18 protein-coding genes are annotated in these 20,963 nt (G+C 70.3%); 12 read left to right on the plus strand and 6 right to left on the minus strand.

Features of this window, described 5'->3' with window-relative positions; all coding sequences use genetic code 11:
• The first annotated feature begins 15 nt into the window (after positions 1 to 15).
• Positions 16 to 510 (plus strand): cupin domain-containing protein, encoded by a 495-nt coding sequence (locus H7J06_RS04855; RefSeq protein WP_264037479.1) that lies wholly within the window; start codon positions 16 to 18, stop codon positions 508 to 510.
• 4 nt (positions 511 to 514) lie between these two features.
• On the opposite strand, the gene H7J06_RS04860 is transcribed toward H7J06_RS04855, so the two are convergent.
• Entirely contained in the window at positions 515 to 1,294 is a 780-nt protein-coding gene (locus tag H7J06_RS04860; RefSeq protein WP_264037480.1) for a polysaccharide deacetylase family protein, read from the minus strand.
• A 180-nt stretch (positions 1,295 to 1,474) separates the two neighbouring features.
• Here H7J06_RS04860 and H7J06_RS04865 point away from each other — a divergent pair, with 180 nt between their 5' ends.
• From H7J06_RS04865 to H7J06_RS04875, 3 genes are all read left to right on the plus strand, one after another.
• The gene (locus H7J06_RS04865; RefSeq protein ID WP_264037481.1) at positions 1,475 to 3,169 is read left to right on the plus strand and encodes a DEAD/DEAH box helicase; all 1,695 of its coding nucleotides are present in this window, start codon (positions 1,475 to 1,477) and stop codon (positions 3,167 to 3,169) included.
• Between the two features lie 11 nt (positions 3,170 to 3,180).
• Positions 3,181 to 3,909 (plus strand): Type 1 glutamine amidotransferase-like domain-containing protein, encoded by a 729-nt coding sequence (locus H7J06_RS04870; RefSeq protein ID WP_264037483.1) that lies wholly within the window; start codon positions 3,181 to 3,183, stop codon positions 3,907 to 3,909.
• 110 nt (positions 3,910 to 4,019) lie between these two features.
• Positions 4,020 to 5,126: a helix-turn-helix transcriptional regulator gene (locus H7J06_RS04875; RefSeq protein ID WP_264037485.1), complete on the plus strand. Its 1,107-nt coding sequence runs from the start codon at positions 4,020 to 4,022 to the stop codon at positions 5,124 to 5,126.
• 1 nt (position 5,127) lies between these two features.
• On the opposite strand, the gene H7J06_RS04880 is transcribed toward H7J06_RS04875, so the two are convergent.
• The 4 genes from H7J06_RS04880 to H7J06_RS04895 all read right to left on the minus strand — a co-directional run bounded on the left by H7J06_RS04880 (position 5,128) and on the right by H7J06_RS04895 (position 9,431).
• Positions 5,128 to 6,495 carry an FAD-dependent oxidoreductase gene (locus H7J06_RS04880; protein WP_264037486.1) on the minus strand — a complete coding sequence of 456 codons (1,368 nt, stop codon included), beginning with the start codon at positions 6,493 to 6,495 and terminating at the stop codon, positions 5,128 to 5,130.
• 116 nt (positions 6,496 to 6,611) lie between these two features.
• Positions 6,612 to 7,424 (minus strand): HAD-IIA family hydrolase, encoded by an 813-nt coding sequence (locus H7J06_RS04885; protein WP_264037487.1) that lies wholly within the window; start codon positions 7,422 to 7,424, stop codon positions 6,612 to 6,614.
• A 10-nt stretch (positions 7,425 to 7,434) separates the two neighbouring features.
• A complete protein-coding gene (locus H7J06_RS04890; protein WP_264037573.1) occupies positions 7,435 to 8,895 on the minus strand; it encodes a PH domain-containing protein in 1,461 nt (486 codons plus the stop codon).
• Between the two features lie 38 nt (positions 8,896 to 8,933).
• Positions 8,934 to 9,431 (minus strand): PH domain-containing protein, encoded by a 498-nt coding sequence (locus tag H7J06_RS04895; RefSeq protein WP_264037574.1) that lies wholly within the window; start codon positions 9,429 to 9,431, stop codon positions 8,934 to 8,936.
• Positions 9,432 to 9,473: 42 nt separating this feature from the next.
• Between H7J06_RS04895 and H7J06_RS04900 the strand changes: the two genes are divergently transcribed.
• Genes H7J06_RS04900 through H7J06_RS04920 form a run of 5 tightly spaced genes read left to right on the plus strand, consistent with a single transcriptional unit; the run spans position 9,474 to position 15,404 of the window.
• Complete coding sequence (locus H7J06_RS04900) at positions 9,474 to 10,397, plus strand: SDR family NAD(P)-dependent oxidoreductase (protein WP_264037488.1); 924 nt, start codon at positions 9,474 to 9,476, stop codon at positions 10,395 to 10,397.
• Entirely contained in the window at positions 10,394 to 11,587 is a 1,194-nt protein-coding gene (gene moeA, locus H7J06_RS04905; RefSeq protein WP_264037489.1) for a molybdopterin molybdotransferase MoeA, read from the plus strand. The genes H7J06_RS04900 and moeA overlap by 4 nt, the downstream gene beginning before the upstream one ends.
• Before the next feature lie 20 nt (positions 11,588 to 11,607).
• Complete coding sequence (locus tag H7J06_RS04910; RefSeq protein ID WP_264037490.1) at positions 11,608 to 12,321, plus strand: phosphatidylserine decarboxylase; 714 nt, start codon at positions 11,608 to 11,610, stop codon at positions 12,319 to 12,321.
• Positions 12,318 to 13,175: a CDP-alcohol phosphatidyltransferase family protein gene (locus H7J06_RS04915; protein WP_264037492.1), complete on the plus strand. Its 858-nt coding sequence runs from the start codon at positions 12,318 to 12,320 to the stop codon at positions 13,173 to 13,175. Before H7J06_RS04910 ends, H7J06_RS04915 begins: the two co-directional genes overlap by 4 nt.
• Positions 13,176 to 13,178: 3 nt before the next feature.
• Positions 13,179 to 15,404 carry an AAA family ATPase gene (locus H7J06_RS04920; protein WP_308205706.1) on the plus strand — a complete coding sequence of 742 codons (2,226 nt, stop codon included), beginning with the start codon at positions 13,179 to 13,181 and terminating at the stop codon, positions 15,402 to 15,404.
• Positions 15,405 to 15,406: 2 nt separating this feature from the next.
• On the opposite strand, the gene H7J06_RS04925 is transcribed toward H7J06_RS04920, so the two are convergent.
• The gene (locus tag H7J06_RS04925) at positions 15,407 to 15,856 is read right to left on the minus strand and encodes an SRPBCC family protein (protein ID WP_264037493.1); all 450 of its coding nucleotides are present in this window, start codon (positions 15,854 to 15,856) and stop codon (positions 15,407 to 15,409) included.
• 139 nt (positions 15,857 to 15,995) lie between these two features.
• Here H7J06_RS04925 and H7J06_RS04930 point away from each other — a divergent pair, with 139 nt between their 5' ends.
• The 3 genes from H7J06_RS04930 to H7J06_RS04940 are packed head-to-tail and all read left to right on the plus strand — an operon-like array spanning position 15,996 to position 20,937.
• Positions 15,996 to 18,881, plus strand: coding sequence for a Na+/H+ antiporter subunit A (locus H7J06_RS04930; protein WP_264037494.1), 2,886 nt, complete (start codon positions 15,996 to 15,998; stop codon positions 18,879 to 18,881).
• Positions 18,878 to 19,345 carry a Na(+)/H(+) antiporter subunit C gene (locus H7J06_RS04935; protein ID WP_264037495.1) on the plus strand — a complete coding sequence of 156 codons (468 nt, stop codon included), beginning with the start codon at positions 18,878 to 18,880 and terminating at the stop codon, positions 19,343 to 19,345. The genes H7J06_RS04930 and H7J06_RS04935 overlap by 4 nt, the downstream gene beginning before the upstream one ends.
• Complete coding sequence (locus H7J06_RS04940) at positions 19,342 to 20,937, plus strand: Na+/H+ antiporter subunit D (protein WP_264037496.1); 1,596 nt, start codon at positions 19,342 to 19,344, stop codon at positions 20,935 to 20,937. Before H7J06_RS04935 ends, H7J06_RS04940 begins: the two co-directional genes overlap by 4 nt.
• Positions 20,938 to 20,963 lie beyond the last annotated feature (26 nt).

A 20,963-nucleotide genomic window follows, 5' to 3' on the forward strand; every position in this document is an offset into this window, starting at 1 on the left:
AGCAGACTGGACGCCGTGTCGCTGATCGTGCCGCCCTATCCGCCCGACCGCTACACCGACGACCAACCGGAGGTCTCCGCGTCGCTGCGGCGGGCCGACCAACCCGCGGACTACGACGCCTTCGGGCTGGTGCAATACCACTATCTGGCCGACCAGAAGAAGACCGACGGCGACTACGGCCTGTACCGCGTCAACCTGGCCGCCAACGCCGGTGGACCGGGCCCGCACTTCCACCGCGCCATGTCGGAGTCGTTCTTCGTCCTGTCCGGCCGGATGCGCCTGCACGACGGCACGGACTGGGTCGACGGCCACCAGGGCGACTATCTCTACGTGCCACCCGGTGGGATTCACGGCTTCCGCAACGAGGCCGACGAGCCGGCGTCGATCCTGATGTTGTTCGCCCCTGGCGCACCGCGGGAGCACTACTTCGAGGGTCTGGCACACCTCGGTGAGCTGACCGACGAGGAACGCGCAGCGTGGTTCTTCGCCAACGACAACCACTTCGTCTGAGCGATCAGGAAAGCGCCTGACCGGCCAGCGGGACGAACTGCCACCCGGCCGCCAGCATCGGCGGAACCGCGGCGGCCACACCGGCGCCGGTGCCCGAGCGGGGGTGGTTCATGTGGGCCAGCACGATCGACCCCGGCGCCGCGTGCGAGATGGCGGTGCCCACCGCGGCGGCCGGTGCCGTCGCGCCGGCGTCGGCGTTGACCGAGAAGCCGACCGGGGTGAGACCCAGGTCGCGCACGATCTGGACGGCGACGTCGTCGTAGTGCGCGGTGCCGGTGCGGAAGAAGGCCGGCGCCCTGCCCGTCAGCGCCGTCAGCCGGGCTTGTTCGCCCGACACCTCGTCGACCACCTCGCTCGCGGACTTCGTGCCCGCGATGCCGTAGGCCGACCGGCCCGTCACCGACAGCGGGACGTGACGGGTGCCGTGGTTGCCGATGTCGAACAGCGGGTTGGCCGCCAATTGCTCCGTCCGGCCGGGGTTGGCGTCGATCCACTTCGAACACACGAAGAGGGTGGCGGGGACGCCGTTGCGCTCCAGGGTGTCGAGCAATGCGTCGTCGCAGGCGTGGTCGCAGGCGTCGAAGGTCAGCGCGAGCTGCCGCCCCGACGGCGCGAAGGTCGACGCGATCCCCGGCAGCGCCATGCCCCACTGCGAGGGTCGGCGGGCAAGGTCGGCGGCGGGCACCGCCCCGGACGCAGCGGACGCGGTCGGCATCCGGGAGCCGGCGCCCAGGACGACCGTGACGCCGGTCAGAGCCGTCAGGAACGCGCGGCGGGTGGGCATGGGCGAACCGTAGGCGGGCACCCTGGGCCGTCGATGCCAGCGAGGTGGCAAATCCCTGAACGCCCGCCCGGCGCGTGCGCGGCCGGGACACGCAGGCGCCAGCAAGGGACACGCCCTGCGGGAATGCGAACGCGGAACCCCTTGCCCTAGACTGCCCTTCGATCAGTGAGGAGGCTCCGGGTGCAGGGTTATGCAGCGCCCAGCACCCAGGCGTTGCGGGGCTGGCAACGTCGGGCCATGGTGAAGTACCTGACGGCCGCGCCGCGGGACTTCCTGGCCGTGGCGACCCCTGGCGCAGGCAAGACGACCTTTGCGCTACGCATTGCCGGGGAACTGCTCGGCGACGGCACCGTCGAACGCATCACGATCGTGGTGCCCACCGAGCACCTCAAGATCCAGTGGGCGAAGTCGGCCGCCGCGCTCGGCATCTCGCTGGACCCGAAGTTCAGCAACAGCTCCGCGCAGAACTCCGACGAGTACCACGGCGTGGTCGTCACCTATGCCCAGGTGGCCAGCCACCCGGGACGCCACCGGGTGCGCACCGAGAACCGCAAGACCCTCGTCGTGTTCGACGAGATCCACCACGGCGGTGACGCCAAGAGCTGGGGCGAGGCGATCCGCGAGGCGTTCGACGACGCGACGCGCAGGCTGTCGCTGACCGGCACGCCGTTCCGCAGCGACGACAGCCCCATCCCGTTCGTCAGCTACGAGCGCGGTCCCGACGGGCTGGAGCGCTCGAGCGCCGACCACGTCTACGGCTACGCCGACGCGCTGGCCGACGGCGTGGTGCGGCCGGTGGTCTTCCTGGCCTACTCGGGTGAATCGCGATGGCGCGACAGCGCGGGCGAGGAACACTCCGCCCGGCTCGGCGAACCGCTCAACGCCGAACAGACCGCCCGCGCGTGGCGCACCGTTTTGAACCCGGCGGGCGAGTGGATGCCCGCGGTGATCGCCGCCGCCGACAAGCGACTCCAGCAGAAGCGCCAGCACGTGCCAGACGCCGGCGGCATGATCATCGCCTCGGACCAGACGGCGGCCAGGGCCTACGCCGCGTTGCTCACCACGATCACCGGTGAGGCGCCGACGGTGGTGCTCTCCGACGACCCCGGCTCCTCGGATCGCATCACGGCGTACTCCCAAGGCACCAGCCGCTGGCTGGTCGCGGTGCGCATGGTGTCGGAGGGCGTCGATGTGCCCCGGCTGACGGTCGGCGTGTACGCCACCAGCGCGTCGACTCCGCTGTTCTTCGCCCAGGCCATCGGCCGCTTCGTGCGTTCCCGCCGCCCCGGCGAGACCGCGAGCATCTTCCTGCCGTCGGTGCCCAACCTGTTGCAGCTGGCCAGCGAGATGGAAGCGCAGCGCAACCACGTGCTCGGCAAGCCACACCGCGAGTCCCAGGGCGACGAGTGGGACGAGGAGTACGAAGAGAAGCAGAGGAACGAGCCGAGCGAGCTGGACAACGGCTTCGAGATGCTCGGCGCCGACGCCGAATTGGATCAGGTCATCTTCGACGGCTCGTCGTTCGGCACGGCGACGCCCTCGGGCAGCGACGAGGAGGCCGACTACCTCGGCATCCCGGGCCTGTTGGACTCCGCGCAGATGCGAGATCTGTTGCGGCGCAGGCAGGAAGAGCAACTGGACAAGCGGACGGCCGCCGGCGGCACCGTCCCGGTGCGGTCCACGACCCACGGCCAGTTGCGCGATCTGCGTCGTGAACTCAACGCGCTCGTGACCCTCGCCCATCACCGCACCGGCAAGCCGCACGGCTGGATTCACAACGAACTGCGACGGATCTGCGGCGGACCGGTGTTGGCGGCGGCCAACTCCGACCAGATCACGGCGCGCATCGAGGCGGTCCGTTCGCTTCGGGCCTAGGGTCTGACGACATGGCAGCCGACAGCCCGACCATTCTGGCCACCAGCGGCGGCCTCCGCGGTGGCGTGCGAACGCGCTACGAATTCAGCCCCCTCACCGAGAAGGCGGTCGACCTGGCCGGGGTGACGGGTCGCGCGCCCCGAATCTGCTTCCTCGCCACCGCCCAGGGCGACAACCCCGTGGTGCTGCACGACCTCTACGCCGCCGCCCAGGTGCGCGGGTTCACCGCGAGCCACGTGTCTCTGGTGCCGATGCCGAACGTCGACGACGTCGAGGGGCATCTGCTGCAGCAGGACGTCGTGTGGGTCTACGGCGGCAGCGTCGCCGCACTGCTGGCACTGTGGCGCCTGCACGGCGTGGATCGGGCGATGCGGGCGGCGTGGCTGGCGGGAGTCGTGCTGACCGGGGTGTCCGCCGGATCGATCTGCTGGCACACCGGCGGCACCACCGACTCCTTTGGCCCCCAACTGCGTCCGGTCACCGACGGCCTCGCGTTGGTGCCATTCGCCAATGGCGTGCACTACGACTCGGAACCCCAGCGGCGCCCGCTATTTCAGAGGTTGGTCGCCGACGGCATCCTCGACGCCGGGTACGCGACCGACGACGGGGCGGGCGTGTGGTACCGCGGCACCGAATACGCCGGCTCGTTCGCCGAAAACGACTCCGCGGCAACCTACTTCGTGACCAGAAAGTCCTCGGACGGGGTCCACGAGACCCGACTGGACGTCGAGAGGCTGTAGCCGGGACCCATAAACACCTTGACAGCCCGGTCGGCACGAGTCTCACTTGATCATGAAGCCGACCCCGGATGGGGTTGGTGACGGCTGGGCGCACGCAGCAAGGGGTTGCGATGGGCACTTTGGTGACGCTCGACGAGTACTCGCGCCTGGTCTCGGCGATTCACGACGCCGCCGTCACGCCGGACCACTGGAACGACGCGATGGCGGCCGTGCGGGCCAGCATGGGTGGCGTCAGCGCCGCTGCGCTGGTCATTGCCGGGAACGGAAGTCGCGACATCAAGAGCGCCAATCTGGCGCCCGAGGCCCGCGACACGTACCTCGAGTACTACCGCGAGTGCGACTATGTCCTCGACGCCGTCGAACACGGACCCGTGGGCGCGACCCACACGGGCGTTGCCCTCATCGCGCTCAACCCACGGTCGGAGTTCAACTGCGACTGGATGCGGCCGCACCACATGGACGACGGTCTCTTCGTGCGACTCACCGACGGCCCGCAGCCGACGTGCTTCCTGGTCGCCTCACCAAAGCAGGATGATCCCTTCGCCTCCCCCGAACGGGTCGACCTCGTCAACGCCCTCGTCCCCCACCTGCAGCAAGCGCTGCGCACCCAGGAATACCTCACCGGGTTGGTGCACAGCGCCCAGGACGCCGCCGAGGCCGTCGACGGCATGCGGCACGGGGTCTTCGTGGTCGGTCCGTCCTCCGCCGTCACCTACGCCAACCGTGCCGCCGAGGCCATTGTCGCGGTCGGAGACGGGCCCGTGGTGCGGTGGGGCCGCATCGGGCTGGGCCTGCCCTCGGTCGACGCACGTCTTCAGCGCTGCATCGCAGATGCGCTCGGCGGCAACGACTCCCAGGCTCGTCACGGCAACTCCCTGCTGTGCCCTCGCACGGAACTGCGCCCCTACGTCATCCACGTCGTCCCCTTCACGTCGGTGCCACCCGACCGTCGTCAACCCCGGGCGCTGGTGATCGTCGTCGACCCGGAGCGGCAGGCCGAACCACACCGGGACATGTTGATCCGTCTGTTCGGGTTGACCCGGGCAGAGGCCGAGGTGGCGCTGCGCGTCCTTCGCGGCGACGGACTCAGGCCCATCTCCGACGAGTTGACCTTGTCGCTCGCGACGGTCAAGACCCATCTTCAGCGCGTCTTCGCCAAGACGGGCACGCACCGGCAGGCGGAGCTGGTCAGGTTGTTGCTCACGGTCACCCCCTGAGTCATCGGGTCGCCGCCAGTACCGGATGCACCCGCTGCCGACGGGACGCCCGCGCGACGTGGGCGACGAAGTCCGGCCTCAGGAGTCGCGCTGGCGTGGTCAGCATTCCGGTCACCCGCAAGAACTCCTGGGCGACGAACGGATCCGATTCCGCGGCCGCGAGAACCCGACCCACGTACGCATTGGTGATTCGCGCCGTCATCGTTCGCGGACCGGGGATCTCCGGCAACGCGAGGTCCGAGCCGACCGCCGTCTGCCACGCCACCCGGATCTTCTTCGCCGACGCGCGGTGAAAGCGTCGCGGCAGGTCCACGTCGCCGTGACGTAGGCAGTCGCGCAGGACCAGCGCCTCCATCGACGCCATCGTCATGCCTTGCCCGTAGATCGGGTTGAAGCTGCTCACCGCGTCGCCGAGGACCAGCAAGCCCTCGGGCGTCCGTGCCATCCTGTCGTAGCGTCGCCACCGGTTGGCGGGGAACCGGTGCATGCACACCTCGCCCAGCGGCTCGGCCGCCCGGGCCGCTGCCAGCGCATGCGGGGGCGCCCAGTCGGCGCCGAAGTCCACGATCTCGGCCTGGGTGGTCGGCGGGTCGACCGATCCGAGCGTGCCGGCGCCGAGGATCCACCTCTCGCCCTCCGCGCGGAACATCACGAATCCGTGGGGACGCCCCGGCTCGAACAACCGGGCGAAGGTGTGTTCCCGCAGTACCCCGTCCGGAATGCGAACCGGCACACTGGAATACGTGACGTGTACGGGCAGTTCCCGTTCCTCGGGTCGGCCGTAGCCGAGCCGCTGTAGAACGACGGGCGTACGAGATCCGCGACCCGTCGCGTCGACGGTCACGTCCGCGTCGAGGTTCACCGCCTGGCGGTCCGCGTGGCGGTGCAGCAGGACGCCCGTGACCCGGCCGTCGGACGCGGCGAGGTCGACGATGTCGTGACGGTCGAGAATCGCGACGTTCGGGATGCGCCGCAACCGACGCCGGACGTGACATTCGATGAACGGCCGGCTGGCGTGGTGGGTGATCAACGAGCCGGGCGACGGAATAGAGCCGGTGCGCGTGACCAGGTGCCCGCCGAAGAAGACGTGGAATCGCGACAGGTCGCCGTCGTTCCAGCAGTGCGCACCGTCGGCGACGAGTTCGTCGAGCAGGCCCGGAAACAACTCCTCGACGATCTCGCCGCAGCGAGACATCAGCACGTGGGGTTGCCGGCTCTGCGGAACGCCGCGTCTCGGCACCGCCTGATCGGTCAGCTCGTCGCGTTCCACCACCGACACCCGGTCGTAGAAGTCGCTCAGCACGCGCGCGGCAAGCAGCCCGCCCATGCTCGCGCCGAGGACTACCGCATGTTCTCCACGTCTACCCATCGCGCCGCTCCCCATGTCGGGGCCACACCCCCCGGGTGGCCTGCGTTCAACCAACCAGCCACGGGAGAGCGAAACGTCATCCAAACGGTTGATCTTGACGCGGTGGGCACCCGCGTCTACAGGCCGAGCAGCTCCGGCAGATCGGCGATCGAGTCGATGACGTGGTTGGGCTGCATGGCGAATTCGTCTGCGGCCCAACGATCCAACGTGTCCTGCCGGAACTTGCCGGTGCGCACCAGCACGCCGGTCATGCCGACGACCTGCCCGGCGAGGACGTCGTTGTTGAGGTCGTCTCCGACGACGTACATCTCCTCCGGTTCGACACCGAGCCTGCCGGCCGCGGCGAGGAAGCCCTCCGGCGCGGGCTTGCCGACGGCGGTGGCCTTGCGCCCCGACGTCTGCTCCATGCCGATGAGGTACATCCCGGTGTCGACGCGCAACCCCTCGGTGGTGTTCCACGCCGTGCTGCGGTGCATCGCCACGACGGGAACGCCCTTGGCCATCCAGTCGTAGACCCGACTCAGCGTGACGTGGTCGTACTCCGACCCCGCGCCACCGAGCAGGACCACGTCCGGGGTGTCGCCGTCGGACCCGGACACCTGGTGTGGGTAGGCGACGTCCACGCCGTGCATGTCCTCGGCGATCTGGCCGCTGTTGACCAGGAAGCACCTCGCCCCCGGATAGCGGTCCCGGACGTAGTTGGCGGTCAGCACGGCCGCGGTGATCACCTCGTCGGCGCTGACCTCCATCCCGGCGTCGGACAGCAGTGTGGCGATCTGCGCGCGGGTCTTGGTGGTGGTGTTGGTGAGGTAGGTCCGGGCGATCTGGTGGTCGGCGAGCACGCGCAGCGTGTCCGCCGCACCGGCGATGGGCTCCCAGGACGTCACCAGAACGCCGTCGATGTCGAAGAGCACTCCACCGATAGCCATGGTGCCGAGGTTAAACGGCAAACGTGTCAGCGCAACTCGGGCCCCGTCCATGGTGAGCCCAGTCATTCTCGACGAGCCATGGTGACGCCGACGCCGCCACCGACCACGCCAGCTCGGCGGGAACGTCGAGCACCCGGTAGCCCTTCACCCCCGCGGCGGTCGCCGCCACCAACGTTGCCACGCCCGCGCGCCGCTGAAAGAACGTCTGACGCACGGTCCAGCCGATGATGCCGTCGGCCGCGATGCAGTCGCGGCGTCGCTCGAGGCTGCCGGCCCGCGCGACCAGCCAGCCGTCGCCGCTGCGGTGCCCCAGCGCTCGCGCACGATCGGCGGCCAGCAGCGCGGCCACCGCCGTCGCGACCACCCACCCCAACCACGCCACCGGTGGAATCGCGACGACGAACGTGGCCCCGGCCAGTGCGACGCCCAGCACCAGCGGAAGTGCCAGGGCCCGCGTCCAGCGTCTGCGAGTCGCCGTCGGGCCGTGGCCGTGCAGCTCACCGCCGACGACGTCGGGACGCCCGATCAGCTCGGTGAGCACGCCCCGGACCGTGTCCGCCGGACACGGCGGCAGCAGCAGTGACGCCTCGCCCGATCCGTTGACGCCGGTCATCACCGCGTCCAGCCGAGCGCCGCCGAACACCCGCACGAGCAGGGGTTGGCGAATCGTGCCGCCGCGCAGCCTGCGCATGTCGAAGGTGCTCTCGCGCGCTCGCAGCAATCCGTGCTCCAGGTGCAGGACGCCCGCCCCGCCGTGGTCGTCACGCCGCGACAACACCAGGTTGCCGAACGTCACCAGCGACCGCGCGACGGACAGCACCACCGATCCCAGCAGCACCACCACGACGGCGACCGCCACGGTGACGACCACGCCGAACCGCTCCGCGGCGTCGACCCCTTGGCGAGCCAGTGTCGAATCCTGAAGCGCCACAGCCGCGCCCGTCTGATACACCAGACCGACGCCGGCGACGATCATCGCGAGGCCGGTGAAGCTCAGTGGGCTGTAGCGCAGCCACGACGGCTGCCACCGGGCGATCACCCGGTCGCGTGGCTCCCCGGACTCGACGGCCAGCGAGTCGGCCAGCAGGATCGCCCGCAACCCTGGCACGTCGCTCGACCTAATCGCGTCGAGGGTGAACTCCGCGTCCCCGGTGACCTCCCGGCCCGTGCTCACCGAGACCACCGTCAACCCGAGCAGTCGGTGCAGCAGCCGGGCGTCGGTCGACACCGACCGAATCCTATTGCGCGGCAACGACGTCACCGTGCGCTGCAACACGCCCTCCCGGCGCTGGATCTGCTCGTCGTCGATGCGGTAGGTGGTGGTGAACCAGCGCGCCAGGCCGAAGACGATCAGCAGCACCAGCACCGCGACCGACCACGTCTGGTTGCCCGTGGCCGACCCGAGCACCACCGATCCGATCAACAGGGGTAGTTGTCGCAGCAGCTCGTGCGCGGGGTGGACGAGAAGCATTCGCGGGCTGAGCCTGCGCCACTGAATCTCCGGAGCCGTCACGTGGCGTCCCGGTCCCCGATCGCGGCGACGTCGGTCAACTGCGCGACGATCCGGTCGGCGACGTCGGAGTCCAGCGCGACGATGCGCACCGCCCCCGCCGACGACGCGGTCGTCACGGTGACGTTGGCCAGTCCGAAGATTCGGTCGAGGGGGCCGCGGTGGACGTCGACGGTCTGCACCCGGGAGATCGGCGCGATGCGGCGCTCCTGCACCAGCCAGCCGGTCCTGGTGAAGACCGCGGGCGTCGGCACGTCCACGGAGACGTCCCACCGGTGCACGCGGTAGCGCCACAGCGGGGCCACCACCACGAACGTCACCACGCCGACCACGGTGACGGCGGCCGCGACGGTGTGCGTCCAGCCCGGGCTCCGCCGGTCGAGGACGAACCACACCACCTGCGCCACCGCGAGCACCGCCCACGGGATGGCCGCCGCGAGCGCCCACACCAGTGGCGCCCTTCGGCTCGGCGGGTTGGCGGGGTCGGCGAGTGTCACCATCACCCTTGAGTATCGCCGCCGCCCAGTATGGTCGTGCCCATGAGCCCCAACAGCACGTGGACGGCCGCCGACGTACCCGATCAGAGCGGCCGCGTCGCCGTCGTCACCGGCTCCAACACGGGGCTGGGCTATGAGACGGCGCTGGTCCTGGCGACCCGCGGCGCGCACGTCGTGATGGCGGTCCGCGACGTCGAGAAGGGCAAGGCCGCGGCGGCCCGACTGCACGGTCGGGTGCCGCGGGCCGACGTCACCGTGCAGCCGCTCGACGTGGGCTCGCTGACCTCGGTGCGAACGGCGGCCGACGAGCTCAAGAGCGCCTACCCGCGCATCGACCTGCTGATCAACAACGCCGGGGTGATGTACCCGCCGAAGCAGGTGACCGCCGACGGTTTCGAGCTTCAGTTCGGCACCAACCACCTCGGGCCGTTCGCCCTGACCGGCCTGCTGCTGGAGAACCTGCTCCCCGTCGAGGGGTCCCGCGTGGTGGCGGTCGCGAGCATCGCGCACACCATCCAGGCCGCCATCCACTTCGACGATCTGCAGTGGGAGCGCAAGTACAACCGCGTTGCCGCCTACGGTCAGTCGAAGCTGGCGAATCTGATGTTCACCTACGAACTCAACCGCAGGCTGGCGGCGCGCGACGAGCACACCATCGCCGTGGCGGCGCACCCCGGCATCTCCAACACCGAACTGATGCGGCACGTCCCAGGTTCCAGGCTGCCCGGCTTCAGTGCGCTGGCCGGTCTGGTCACCAACAGCGCGGAGGTCGGCGCGCTCGCCACGCTGCGGGCGGCCACCGACCCCGGCGTGCGGGGCGCCGAGTACTACGGGCCCGACGGCATCCGCGAACTGCGCGGCCATCCGAAGCGCGTCGAGTCGAGCAAGCAGTCCCACGACCAGGACGTCCAGGGTCGCCTGTGGACGGTGTCCGAGCAGCTCACCGGCGTCACGTATCCCGTATGAGGTCCGTCGACGAGCACCAGCGGGTCGTCGCAGGCCTGATCACACCGCGCGCCCCGGTCGACGTCGTCATCGGTGACGCGCTCGGCCTCGTCCTGGCCGCGGACGTCGTGGCGCCGCTCGCGCTTCCTGGTTTCGACAACTCGGCGATGGACGGCTACGCCGTCGTCGCCGAGGACGTCGCCGAGGCCACCGCGGACCGACCGGTGAAATTGGTTGTCGCCGAGGACATTCCGGCCGGCCGCACCGACTCGTTGACGCTGCAACCCGGCACCGCGCACCGCATCATGACGGGTGCACCGCTGCCCGCGGGGGCGACGGCGGTCGTCCCGGTCGAGGCCACCGACGGCTCCACGGAGACCGTGTCGATCCGCGCCAGCGTGCGGCCGGGCCAGCACGTCCGGCACGCGGGCGAGGACGTCACCCCGGGCACGACGGTGCTGCACGCCGGCCAGGTGCTCAGCCCGGCCGCCCTCGGGCTCGCCGCCGCACTCGGGTTGGGCTCGCTGAGAGTCGTTCCGCGCCAACGCGTCCTGGTGATGTCGACGGGTTCGGAGCTGGTGGCTCCCGGCACCCCGCTTCGGCCCGGCCAGATCTACGAGTCCAATGCCGTCATGCTCGCGGCCGCGGTCCGCGACGCCGGAGCCGACGTGGTGACGTCGTCGATGTCCGAGGACGACGTCGAGGCGTTCCGCGCCGAACTACGGAAGCACGCGCGCGACGCCGATCTGGTGATCACCACCGGCGGTGTCAGCGCGGGGGCCTACGAGGTGGTCAAGGATTCCCTGGCCGACGAGGTCGAGTTCGTGAAGGTCGCGATGCAACCGGGCATGCCGCAGGGCTCGGGCGTCGTCTGGGGCACGCCGATCGTCACGCTGCCCGGCAACCCCGTCAGCGCCCTGGTGTCGTTCGAGGTCTTCATCCGCGCGCCGTTGCGCGCGGCGATGGGGTTGCCCCATCCGCACCGGCCGCACCTCTCGGTGACTCTGACCGAGGCGCTGACGTCGCCGCCGGGACGACGGCAGTTCCGCAGGGGCGTGCTCGGGGCCGGCGGCGAAGAAGTCACCACCTACGGACCACCCGCGTCTCATCATCTGCGCTGGCTGGCCTCGGCGGACTGCCTGCTGGAGATCGGCGAGGACGTCGCCGAACTGCCCGCCGGATCACCGGTGCAGGTATGGGACCTGACCTGACCCCGTAGAATCGCAAGCCCATGGCCAGACCCGCGCGACCCGCCGATGCCGCCAACGAGTCCGAGATCTCCCGTTTCGTTGAGCTGGTCAGATCCACCGTCCCCCCGATTCACACCGCCGGCCTGCCGTTCATCGCAGGCGGGTTGGGAGTGGCCGCCGCCGGTCTCAAGCACCGGTGGCTCCGCAACGCGGGCCTGACCACCGCGGGCGCGTGTGCGCTGTTCTTCCGGCACCCGCCGCGCGTGCCGCCCACGCGGCCGGGCGTGGTCGTCGCCCCCGCCGACGGGCTGGTCACCCTGATCGAGGGGGTCCGTCCGCCCGCCGAGCTCGGCATGCCCGACGTGCCGATGACCAGGATCAGCATCTTCCTGTCGATCTTCGACGCCCACGTGCAGCGGGCGCCTGTCGCGGGTGAGGTGGTCACCGTCAAGTACCGGCCCGGTCAGTTCCAGTCGGCGGACAAGGACACCGCGAGCGAGGTCAACGAGTGCAACGCGGTGTGGTTCCGCACCGCCGAGGGCGTCGACGTGGCCGCCGTCCAGATCGCCGGCCTCATCGCGCGTCGCATCGTCTGCTCGGTCCACCCGCGGGACAAGGTGGCCCTCGGTGAGACCTACGGTCTGATCCGCTTCGGCTCGCGCTTGGACACCTACGTCCCCGAGGGCTCCCGGCTGATGGTCGAGTTGGGCCAACGGGCCATCGGCGGCGAAACGGTCCTCGCGGAGCTGGTGTGAGCCGTCCCAAGGGCCAGCCCGCCCGCGGTCTCCGCATCCTGCCCAGCGCGACGACGGTTCTGGCGATCTGCGCGGGGCTGACGTCCATCAAGTTCGCCCTCGACGAGAAGCCGTGGATCTCGCTGGCCCTGATCGGGGCCGCAGCCATCCTCGACGGCATCGACGGCGGCATCGCCCGTGCGCTGAACGCCCAGTCGCGAATGGGCGCGGAGATCGACTCCCTGGCCGACGCGGTGAACTTCGGCGTGGCACCGGCGTTGGTCGTGTACCTGACGCTGCTGCCGAACTCCCAGCTCGGCTGGATCTTCGTGCTGCTGTACGCCGTCTGCGTGGTGTTGCGGCTGGCCCGCTTCAACGCGCTGCTGGACGACGACACCCGCCCCGCGTACACCCGCGAGTTCTTCACGGGCATGCCCGCGCCGTGCGGCGCGGTCGGGGCGATCGGTCCGTTGGTTGCATACATGCAGTTCGGCCACGGGTGGTGGACGTCGCACTGGTTCGTCTGCGCCTGGTTGGCCGCGAACGCGGCACTGCTGGTCAGCAGGGTCCCGACGCTGGCGTTGAAGGCCATCTCGGTGCCCGAGAACGCCGCGCCGATCCTGCTGATCCTGGTGGCTGCCGGCGCCGCCGGGCTGCTGCTGTTTCCGTACGTGCTGGTGTTGCTGATCATCGTCGGGTACGTGTGCCTCATGCCGTTCACCATCCGCAGCCAGCGCTGGGTGGCCGCCCGCCCCGAAGCCTGGGACGCCAAGCCACAGCAGCGCAGGGCGGTTCGCCGCGCGGCGCGGCGGGCAGCGCCGGATCGGCGCTCGGTGGCTCGCCTCGGGCTGCGCAAGCCCGGCTCGCGGGGTTAGCCGGTGACCGATCTCGTGACCGACGCATTCGACGAGCCACGGGGTCGCCTTTCCCTGACGGCCCGACTGAACACCTCGGCGACCGACTCGCGCCGCGGTGTCGTCCGGTTGCATCCCGAGGCGCTCGCCGCGCTGGGCATCCGGGAGTGGGACGCGGTGTCGTTGACCGGCGCGCGCACCACCTCGGCCGTGGTGGGCGTGACCGGGCCCGACATCCCGGCGGGCACCGCCCTCCTCGACGACGTCACGCTGTCCAACGCCGGGCTGCGCGAGAACAGCATCGTGCTGGTCGCCCCTGCGACGGTCTACGGTGCGCGGTCGGTGACCGTGAGCGGATCCAAGCTGGCCACCCAGTCCATCTCGTCGGCCACCCTGCGGCTGGCGTTGCTCGGCAAGGTGATGACGGTCGGCGACACGGTCTCGCTGCTGCCGCGCGACCTCGGCCCCGGCACGTCGACGTCGCAGGCGTCGTCGGCCCTGACGTCCTCGGTCGGCATCACCTGGACCTCGGAGCTGCTGACGGTGACGGGCGTCGACCCCGCCGGCCCGGTCAGCGTGCAGCCGAACTCGGTGGTGGCCTGGGGTGACGGCACCACGCTGACGACCGACTCCCCCACGGGCGCGCACACCGTCGCCGAAGCCACCCGCGAGCCGACGGCCGCTCCCCCGGTGTCGGTCGACGATCTCCGGGGCGCGCACACGCAGGCCGGCCGGCTCGCGGAGTGGTTGAAGCTTTCCCTCGACCAACCGGAACTGCTCCAAAGCCTGGGCGCAAAGCCTCATCTCGGGGTCCTCGTCTCCGGTCCCGCCGGCGTGGGCAAGAGCACCCTGGTGCGTGCGGTCTGCGCCGGACGCCGCCTCGTCGAACTCGACGGCCCCGAGGTTGGGGCGTTGCGCGCCGAGGACCGGCTGTCGCGGGTGTCGTCGGCGGTGGCCACCCTTCGCGACGGGGGCGGCGTCCTGCTCGTCACCGACGTCGACGCCCTGCTACCCGGCTCGGCGGACCGGCCGCCCGAGCCCGTCGCGACCCTGATCCTGACCGAGCTGCGGGCCGCGGTGGCCACGCCGGGGGTGGCGTTCGTCGCGACGTCGGCGGTGCCGGACGCCGTGGACGCCAGGTTGCGGGCACCCGACCTGTGCGACCGCGAGCTGGGGCTGAGCCTGCCCGACGGGGCGACGCGCAAGGCGCTTCTCGACGTGCTCCTGCGCGGCGTACCGGCCAAGGATCTCGCGCTCGACGAGATCGGCGAGCGCACACCGGGTTTCGTCGTCGTCGACCTCGCCGCGGTGGTACGCGAGGCCGCACTGCGGGCGGCCGCCCGCGCCAGTTCCGACGGCCAGACACCGGCGCTGACGCAGGACGACCTGACCGGCGCACTGTCGGTGATCCGGCCGCTGTCGCGGTCGGCCACCGAGGAGGTCGCGGTCGGCTCGGTCACCCTCGAGGACGTCGGCGACATGGTCGAGACCAAGCAGGCCCTCACCGAGGCGGTGCTCTGGCCGCTGCAGCACCCCGACACCTTCGAACGTCTCGGCGTCGAACCGCCGCGCGGCGTCCTGCTCTACGGGCCGCCGGGATGCGGCAAGACGTTCGTCGTCCGGGCGCTGGCCAGCAGCGGCCGACTGTCGGTACACGCGGTCAAGGGCGCCGAGCTGATGGACAAGTGGGTTGGGTCCTCGGAGAAGGCGGTCCGTGAATTGTTCCGGCGCGCACGGGATTCCGCACCGTCGCTGGTGTTCCTCGACGAAATCGACGCCTTGGCGCCGCGGCGCGGGCAGAGCTTCGACTCCGGCGTCACCGACCGCGTGGTGGCCGCCCTGCTCACCGAGCTCGACGGCATCAATCCGCTGCGCGAGGTCGTCGTCCTCGGGGCGACCAACCGACCCGACCTGATCGACCCCGCCCTGTTGCGGCCGGGCCGGCTGGAGAAGTCGGTGTTCGTCGAACCGCCGAACGCCGACGCGCGGCGGGACATCCTGCGCACCGCCGGCAAGAACATTCCGTTGAGCGCCGACGTGAACCTCGACCAACTCGCCGACACCCTCGACGGTTACAGTGCCGCCGATTGCGTTGCGCTGCTTCGGGAGTCGGCACTGACCGCGATGCGGCGGTCGATCGACGCGGCGGACGTCACGGCCGACGACGTCGCGAAGGCCAGGGCCACCGTGCGGCCGTCGCTGGATCCCGCCCAGGTCGACGCGCTACGCGCGTTCGCGGCGAACCGCTGACCTCAGGCCCCTTCGGCGAGCGTCGCCAGCCCCCTCAGCGAGGACATCAGCGCGTCCTCACCGGTGGCGCGGGCGCGCACCATGCGCTTCTCGTCGCTCAGCCGCGACCAGTCGTAGGTGTGGGTGACGCGGGTGTGCGCGTCGTCCACGGGCGTCAGCTCCCAGCGCCACAGGTGCCCGGGTGGTGGCGAGCCAGGCTCCGACGGTCGCCAGGCGATGAGCCTGCCCTCCTCGAACTCCTCGACGTGGTTCTCCCGGACGCCGCCCTGACTGATGGTCATCAGGAACACGTCCCCGACGCCGTGCACGCGTTGCCCCTCGGCCGCCTCGGCGAGGTTGTCGTTGCCGTCCCACCGCGGCTGCTGGGCCGGGTCGGCGATCAACTCGAAGATCCGGTTCGCTGGCGCGGCGACGTCGAGGGTCGCGCTGGCCACTTTGTCGTCCTGTCCCATGGCTCCATTGAACCGGGTCACGTCGACCGCCGGCACGGGGTCCGACCTGGCCCCCGTAAACTAGGTGAAGACATAGCCTTAGACGGCTGACACCCCACTTGGTCAACGCGCTCGACGGCGCGACCAGAACCGGAGTGCCATGCTCGCCATTCTCTACGCCCACGCGGTGGCCGCCCTGGTGGCGCCGGTCCTCGTGCAGCGTTGGGGACGACACGCCTTCTACGCGCTGGCGCTGGTGCCGTTGGGTTCACTGCCATGGGTCGCGATGAACTGGCCGGGCCGCGGCGAGCAGACGGTTCACCTGCAGTGGGTGCCCGAACTGTCGATGGACATCACGTTCCGCTTCGACGCGCTGGCGGCGATCATGAGCGTGCTGGTCCTCGGCGTCGGCGCGCTGGTCCTGTTCTACTGCGCGGAGTACTTCCACCACCACGACGGCCACACCGAACGCCGGCTGCCCAGCTTCGCCGCCGAACTGGTCGCGTTCTCCGGCGCCATGTTCGGGCTCGTCATCAGCGACAACATGCTGATGCTGTACCTGTTCTGGGAGCTGACGACGGTGCTGTCGTTCCTGCTGGTCGGTCACTACGCCGAGCGCGCCACCAGTCGGCGAGCGGCCACGCAGGCCCTGCTGGTCACCACCGCCGGGGGCTTGGCCATGCTCGTCGGCATCGTCATCCTCGGCGAGTTGGCCGGCACCTACCGGCTGTCCGAACTCGTCGCGGCGCCCCCCACGGGGCTGGCCTCGAGCGTCGCGATCGTCCTGGTCCTCGTCGGTGCGGTGTCGAAGTCCGCCCTGGTGCCGTTCCACTTCTGGCTGCCCGGCGCCATGGCCGCACCCACCCCGGTCAGCGCGTACCTGCACGCCGCGGCGATGGTCAAGGCCGGCGTCTACCTCGTCGCGCGCCTCACGCCCGGCTTCGCCGACTCGCCCGCCTGGCGGCCGATCGTCGTCACCCTTGGCCTGGGCACGATGCTGCTCGCGGGCTGGCGGGCCGTGCGGGAGTACGACCTGAAGCTGATCCTCGCCTTTGGCACCGTCAGCCAGCTCGGCCTCATCACCCTGATGGTCGGCATCGGCGGCCGCGACGTGATGCTCGCCGGCCTGGCGATGCTGTGTGCCCATGCCATGTTCAAGGCGGCCCTGTTCATGGTCGTCGGCATCGTCGACCACGCCACCGGTACGCGTGACATCCGCCGCCTGGCCTGGCTCGGCGACCGACACCGCCCCTTGCTGATCGTCGCCATCTGCGCGACGGCGAGCATGGCCGCGCTGCCGCCGTTCCTGGGTTTCGTCGCCAAGGAGGCCGACCTCGGGACGTTGGCGGACAGCGCGTCGCTGGGCCCCGCCGCACCGTGGGTGCTCGGCGGTGTGGTGTTCGGTTCGGTGTTCACCACCATCTACAGCCTGCGCTTCATCTATGGGGCGTTCGCGCGCAAGGGCAGGCCCGAGCCAAGTACGCGCGTCGCCGAAATGCATCGTCCGCCAATCACGTTCCTGGTCCCGCCGGCGATCCTGGCACTGGCCGGACTGGTGTTCGGCGTCTGGCCGACGGGCCTCGACCACGTGCTGGCCGAATACGCCGACGACCTGTCCCGCGAGGCCGACTACCACCTCGCGCTGTGGCACGGCGTCAACGTGCCGCTGCTGTTGTCGATCCTGGTACTCGCCGCGGGCGTGGTCGCGTTCTTCGGCCGGAACCGCCTGCGCCGCGCCCGGTTCGGATACCTGCCGCTGGGCAACGCCGACCGCATCTACGACTCGGTGATTCGCGGCACCGACGTGTTCGCGGTCCGGCTCACCGCGCTCACTCAGCGCGGCTCGATTCCCGCCACGCAGGCCGTCATCCTCTCCACACTGGTGCTGCTGCCGACGGCCATGCTGGTGCTCGGGACGCGGAACCGTCCAGAGTTGACGCTGTGGGATTCGCCGTTGCAGGCGGTCGTCGGCCTCATCATCTTGGCCGCGGCCATCAGCGCGACCGTGCTCCGCAACCGACTCGCCGCCGTCCTGGTCGTCGGCGTGACCGGATACGGCTGCGGCGCGATCTTCGTCTTCCACGGCGCGCCCGATCTCGCCCTCACCCAGTTCCTGGTGGAGACGCTGACGCTGGTCATCTTCGTCCTGGTGCTGCGGACCCTGCCCGCAGAGGCCGACCAGGGCAACATCAACCGGCACCGGCTACCCCGGCTGGCGCTGTCGCTCGCCGTCGGCGCCACCGTCAGCGCGCTCGCGGTGTTCGCCATGGCGGCACGGACCACCCGACCGATCGCCGACCTGCTTCCCGACGCCGCCTATTACCGCGGCCAGGGCTCCAACACGGTCAACGTGCTGCTGGTGGACATCCGCGCCTGGGACACCATGGGTGAGATCTCGGTGCTCCTGGTGGCGGCCACCGGGGTGGCGTCAATGGTGTTCCGCAACAGGCGCTTCGGTAGCGCGCCCAGGGTGCCGAGGGATGTTCGTGACGCCGGCCAACCCGACATTGGCCGCATCCCGGTGCTGCCGACCAGCCCGGCCGTCGGCGACATCACCTGGCTGCGGGGCAGCGAACTTCGCGACCCCCGCTACCGATCGCTGGTGCTCGAGGTGGCCACGCGAATCATCTTCCCGCTCATCATGGTGCTGTCGTTCTACTTCTTCTTCGCCGGCCACAACACCCCCGGCGGCGGTTTCGCCGGCGGGTTGACCGCCGGCCTCGCGCTGGTGCTGCGCTACTTGGCGGGAGGCCGATTCGAGCTCGGTGAGGCGCTTCCCGTCGACGCGGGCAAGATGCTCGGGGTCGGCCTGGCGCTGTCGGCGGGCACGGCGGTCACGTCACTGTTCTTGGGCGCACCGGTGTTGTCGTCTGCCGTCTTCGAATTCGACGTACCGGTGCTCGGCCACGTCAAGCTCGTCACCGCCCTCTTCTTCGATCTCGGCGTCTACCTGATCGTCGTCGGCCTGGTCCTCGACGTCCTGCGCAGCCTCGGCGCGCGCGTCGATGTGGAGATGGCCCAGCAGAATCAGGCGGCCCGCCGATGACCGACCTCGTACCCCTGATCCTCATCGGCGGACTCACCACGGCCGGGGTGTACCTCCTGTTGGAGCGCAACCTCACGCGAATGCTGTTGGGGCTGCTGCTCGTCGGCAACGCCGTGAACATCCTGATCCTGACCGTCGCCGGGCCCGCAGGAAATCCGCCCATCCGCGGCCGAGTGTCCGACGGTCACACCGCCACCGCCGATCCGTTGGCGCAGGGCATGATCCTCACCGCCATCGTCATCACGATGGGGATCGCCGCGTTCGTGCTCGCCCTGACCTACCGCTCGTACCGGCTGTCGCGGGACGAGGACGTCGCCAACGACCCAGAGGACACCAGGGTTTCCGAGCTGTCCGACAAGTCCGCCGTCGCCATCGACGAGGACCTCGTCACCCACGACCCGCACCGCGACACCGACGCCCCCGACGAACTGGACGCACTGCCCGGGCACGAGGGCTCCCGATGAGTCTGTCCGCGGTGCTCACGCCGCTCCCCGTTCTGATTCCCACCCTGGCCGCGGCGGTCACGCTGTTCGCGGGCCGCACGCCGCGGCTGCAGCGCACCATCGCGGTGGCGGCGTTGTCCGCGGTGGTGGCGGTCTGCGCGGCGCTGGTCCACCTGGCCGACCGTGACGGCACCATCGCGGTGCACGTCGGCGGGTGGGGTCAGTCGGTTCCGGGCATGGGGCCGTTGGGCATCACCCTGGTGGTGGACCGGCTCTCGTCGATGATGCTGCTGGTGTCGGCGATCGTGCTGCTGGCCGTGGTGTTCTACGCCATCGGTCAGGGCATCCGCGACGGCGACGAGCGGCAACCGGTGTCGATCTTCCTGCCGACCTACCTGGTGCTGTCGGCGGGCGTGTGCACCGCGTTCCTGGCCGGTGACCTGTTCAACCTGTTCGTCGGCTTCGAGGTGCTGTTGTCCGCGAGCTTCGTGCTGCTGACCATCGGCGCCAGCACCGACCGGGTCAGGGCCGGCATCGCCTACGTGATGGTCTCGATGGTGTCGTCGCTGATCTTCCTGATCGGCCTGGCCATGATCTACGCGGCCACCGGCACCCTGAACATGGCCGAGTTGTCGGTGCGGCTGGAGGACATTCCGTCCGGCACTCGCGGTGCGATGTTCGCCGTCCTGATGGTCGCGTTCGGCATCAAGGCCGCGGTGTTCCCGCTGTCGACCTGGCTCCCCGACTCGTATCCGACCGCCCCCGCACCGGTCACCGCCGTCTTCGCGGGCTTGCTGACCAAGGTGGGCGTCTACGCGATCATCCGGGCACACACGCTGCTGTTCCCCGGCGGCGCGCTCGACAACGTGCTGATGGTCGCGGCGCTGGTGACGATGCTGGTCGGCATCTTCGGTGCGATCGCGCAGAGCGACATCAAGCGGCTGCTGTCGTTCACGCTGGTCAGCCACATCGGGTACATGGTGTTCGGCATCGCGCTGGGCAGCGAACTCGGCATGTCGGGCGCCATCTACTACGTCGCGCACCACATCGTCGTGCAGACGACGCTGTTCCTCGTGGTCGGACTGATCGAGCGGCAGGCCGGTGCGTCGACGCTGCAGCGTCTCGGAGGGCTGGCCGCCGCCAGTCCGCTGCTGGCGCTGGTGTTCTTCATCCCCGCCCTCAACCTCGGTGGCATCCCGCCGTTCTCCGGGTTCATCGGCAAGGTCGCCCTGCTGGAGGCCGGCACCCAGGACGCCTCGGTGCTCGCATGGGTACTGGTGGGGGGCAGTGTGGTGACGAGCTTGCTGACGCTCTACGTGATGGCCAGGGTGTGGACCAAGGCGTTCTGGCGGGCCCGCGCCGACGCCCCCGAGGGCAATCTCGCCGACGTCTCCCCGTCGTCTCTGATCGACGACTCCGAGGAGGACATCGCCCACGCCGATCGCGACGACGTGGGTCGCATGCCGGTCGGCATGCTGGTGCCGACCACGGCGCTCATCGCCGTCGGACTGGCGCTGACGGTGTTCGCCGGTCCGATCTTCGCCTTCAGCGAGCGCGCGGCGGCCGAGGTCGTCGACCGGGGTCAGTACGTGTCGGCGGTGTTGAGGCCGTGATGAGCGCTCGCGCGAAGAACCGACCA

Source organism: Mycolicibacterium hodleri (assembly GCF_025822245.1).
Taxonomy (GTDB): domain Bacteria; phylum Actinomycetota; class Actinomycetes; order Mycobacteriales; family Mycobacteriaceae; genus Mycobacterium; species Mycobacterium hodleri.

Excerpts from the sequence above, each read along its gene's own strand:
- H7J06_RS04860 (WP_264037480.1), bottom strand. The coding sequence starts at position 1,294 with ATGCCCACCCGCCGCGCGTTCCTGACGGCTCTGACCGGCGTCACGGTC.
- H7J06_RS04870 (WP_264037483.1), top strand. The coding sequence starts at position 3,181 with ATGGCAGCCGACAGCCCGACCATTCTGGCCACCAGCGGCGGCCTCCGC.
- H7J06_RS04875 (WP_264037485.1), top strand. The coding sequence starts at position 4,020 with ATGGGCACTTTGGTGACGCTCGACGAGTACTCGCGCCTGGTCTCGGCG.
- H7J06_RS04880 (WP_264037486.1), bottom strand. The coding sequence starts at position 6,495 with ATGGGTAGACGTGGAGAACATGCGGTAGTCCTCGGCGCGAGCATGGGC.
- H7J06_RS04885 (WP_264037487.1), bottom strand. The coding sequence starts at position 7,424 with ATGGCTATCGGTGGAGTGCTCTTCGACATCGACGGCGTTCTGGTGACG.
- H7J06_RS04890 (WP_264037573.1), bottom strand. The coding sequence starts at position 8,895 with ATGCTTCTCGTCCACCCCGCGCACGAGCTGCTGCGACAACTACCCCTG.
- H7J06_RS04900 (WP_264037488.1), top strand. The coding sequence starts at position 9,474 with ATGAGCCCCAACAGCACGTGGACGGCCGCCGACGTACCCGATCAGAGC.
- moeA (WP_264037489.1), top strand. The coding sequence starts at position 10,394 with ATGAGGTCCGTCGACGAGCACCAGCGGGTCGTCGCAGGCCTGATCACA.
- H7J06_RS04910 (WP_264037490.1), top strand. The coding sequence starts at position 11,608 with ATGGCCAGACCCGCGCGACCCGCCGATGCCGCCAACGAGTCCGAGATC.
- H7J06_RS04925 (WP_264037493.1), bottom strand. The coding sequence starts at position 15,856 with ATGGGACAGGACGACAAAGTGGCCAGCGCGACCCTCGACGTCGCCGCG.
- H7J06_RS04930 (WP_264037494.1), top strand. The coding sequence starts at position 15,996 with ATGCTCGCCATTCTCTACGCCCACGCGGTGGCCGCCCTGGTGGCGCCG.
- H7J06_RS04935 (WP_264037495.1), top strand. The coding sequence starts at position 18,878 with ATGACCGACCTCGTACCCCTGATCCTCATCGGCGGACTCACCACGGCC.
- H7J06_RS04940 (WP_264037496.1), top strand. The coding sequence starts at position 19,342 with ATGAGTCTGTCCGCGGTGCTCACGCCGCTCCCCGTTCTGATTCCCACC.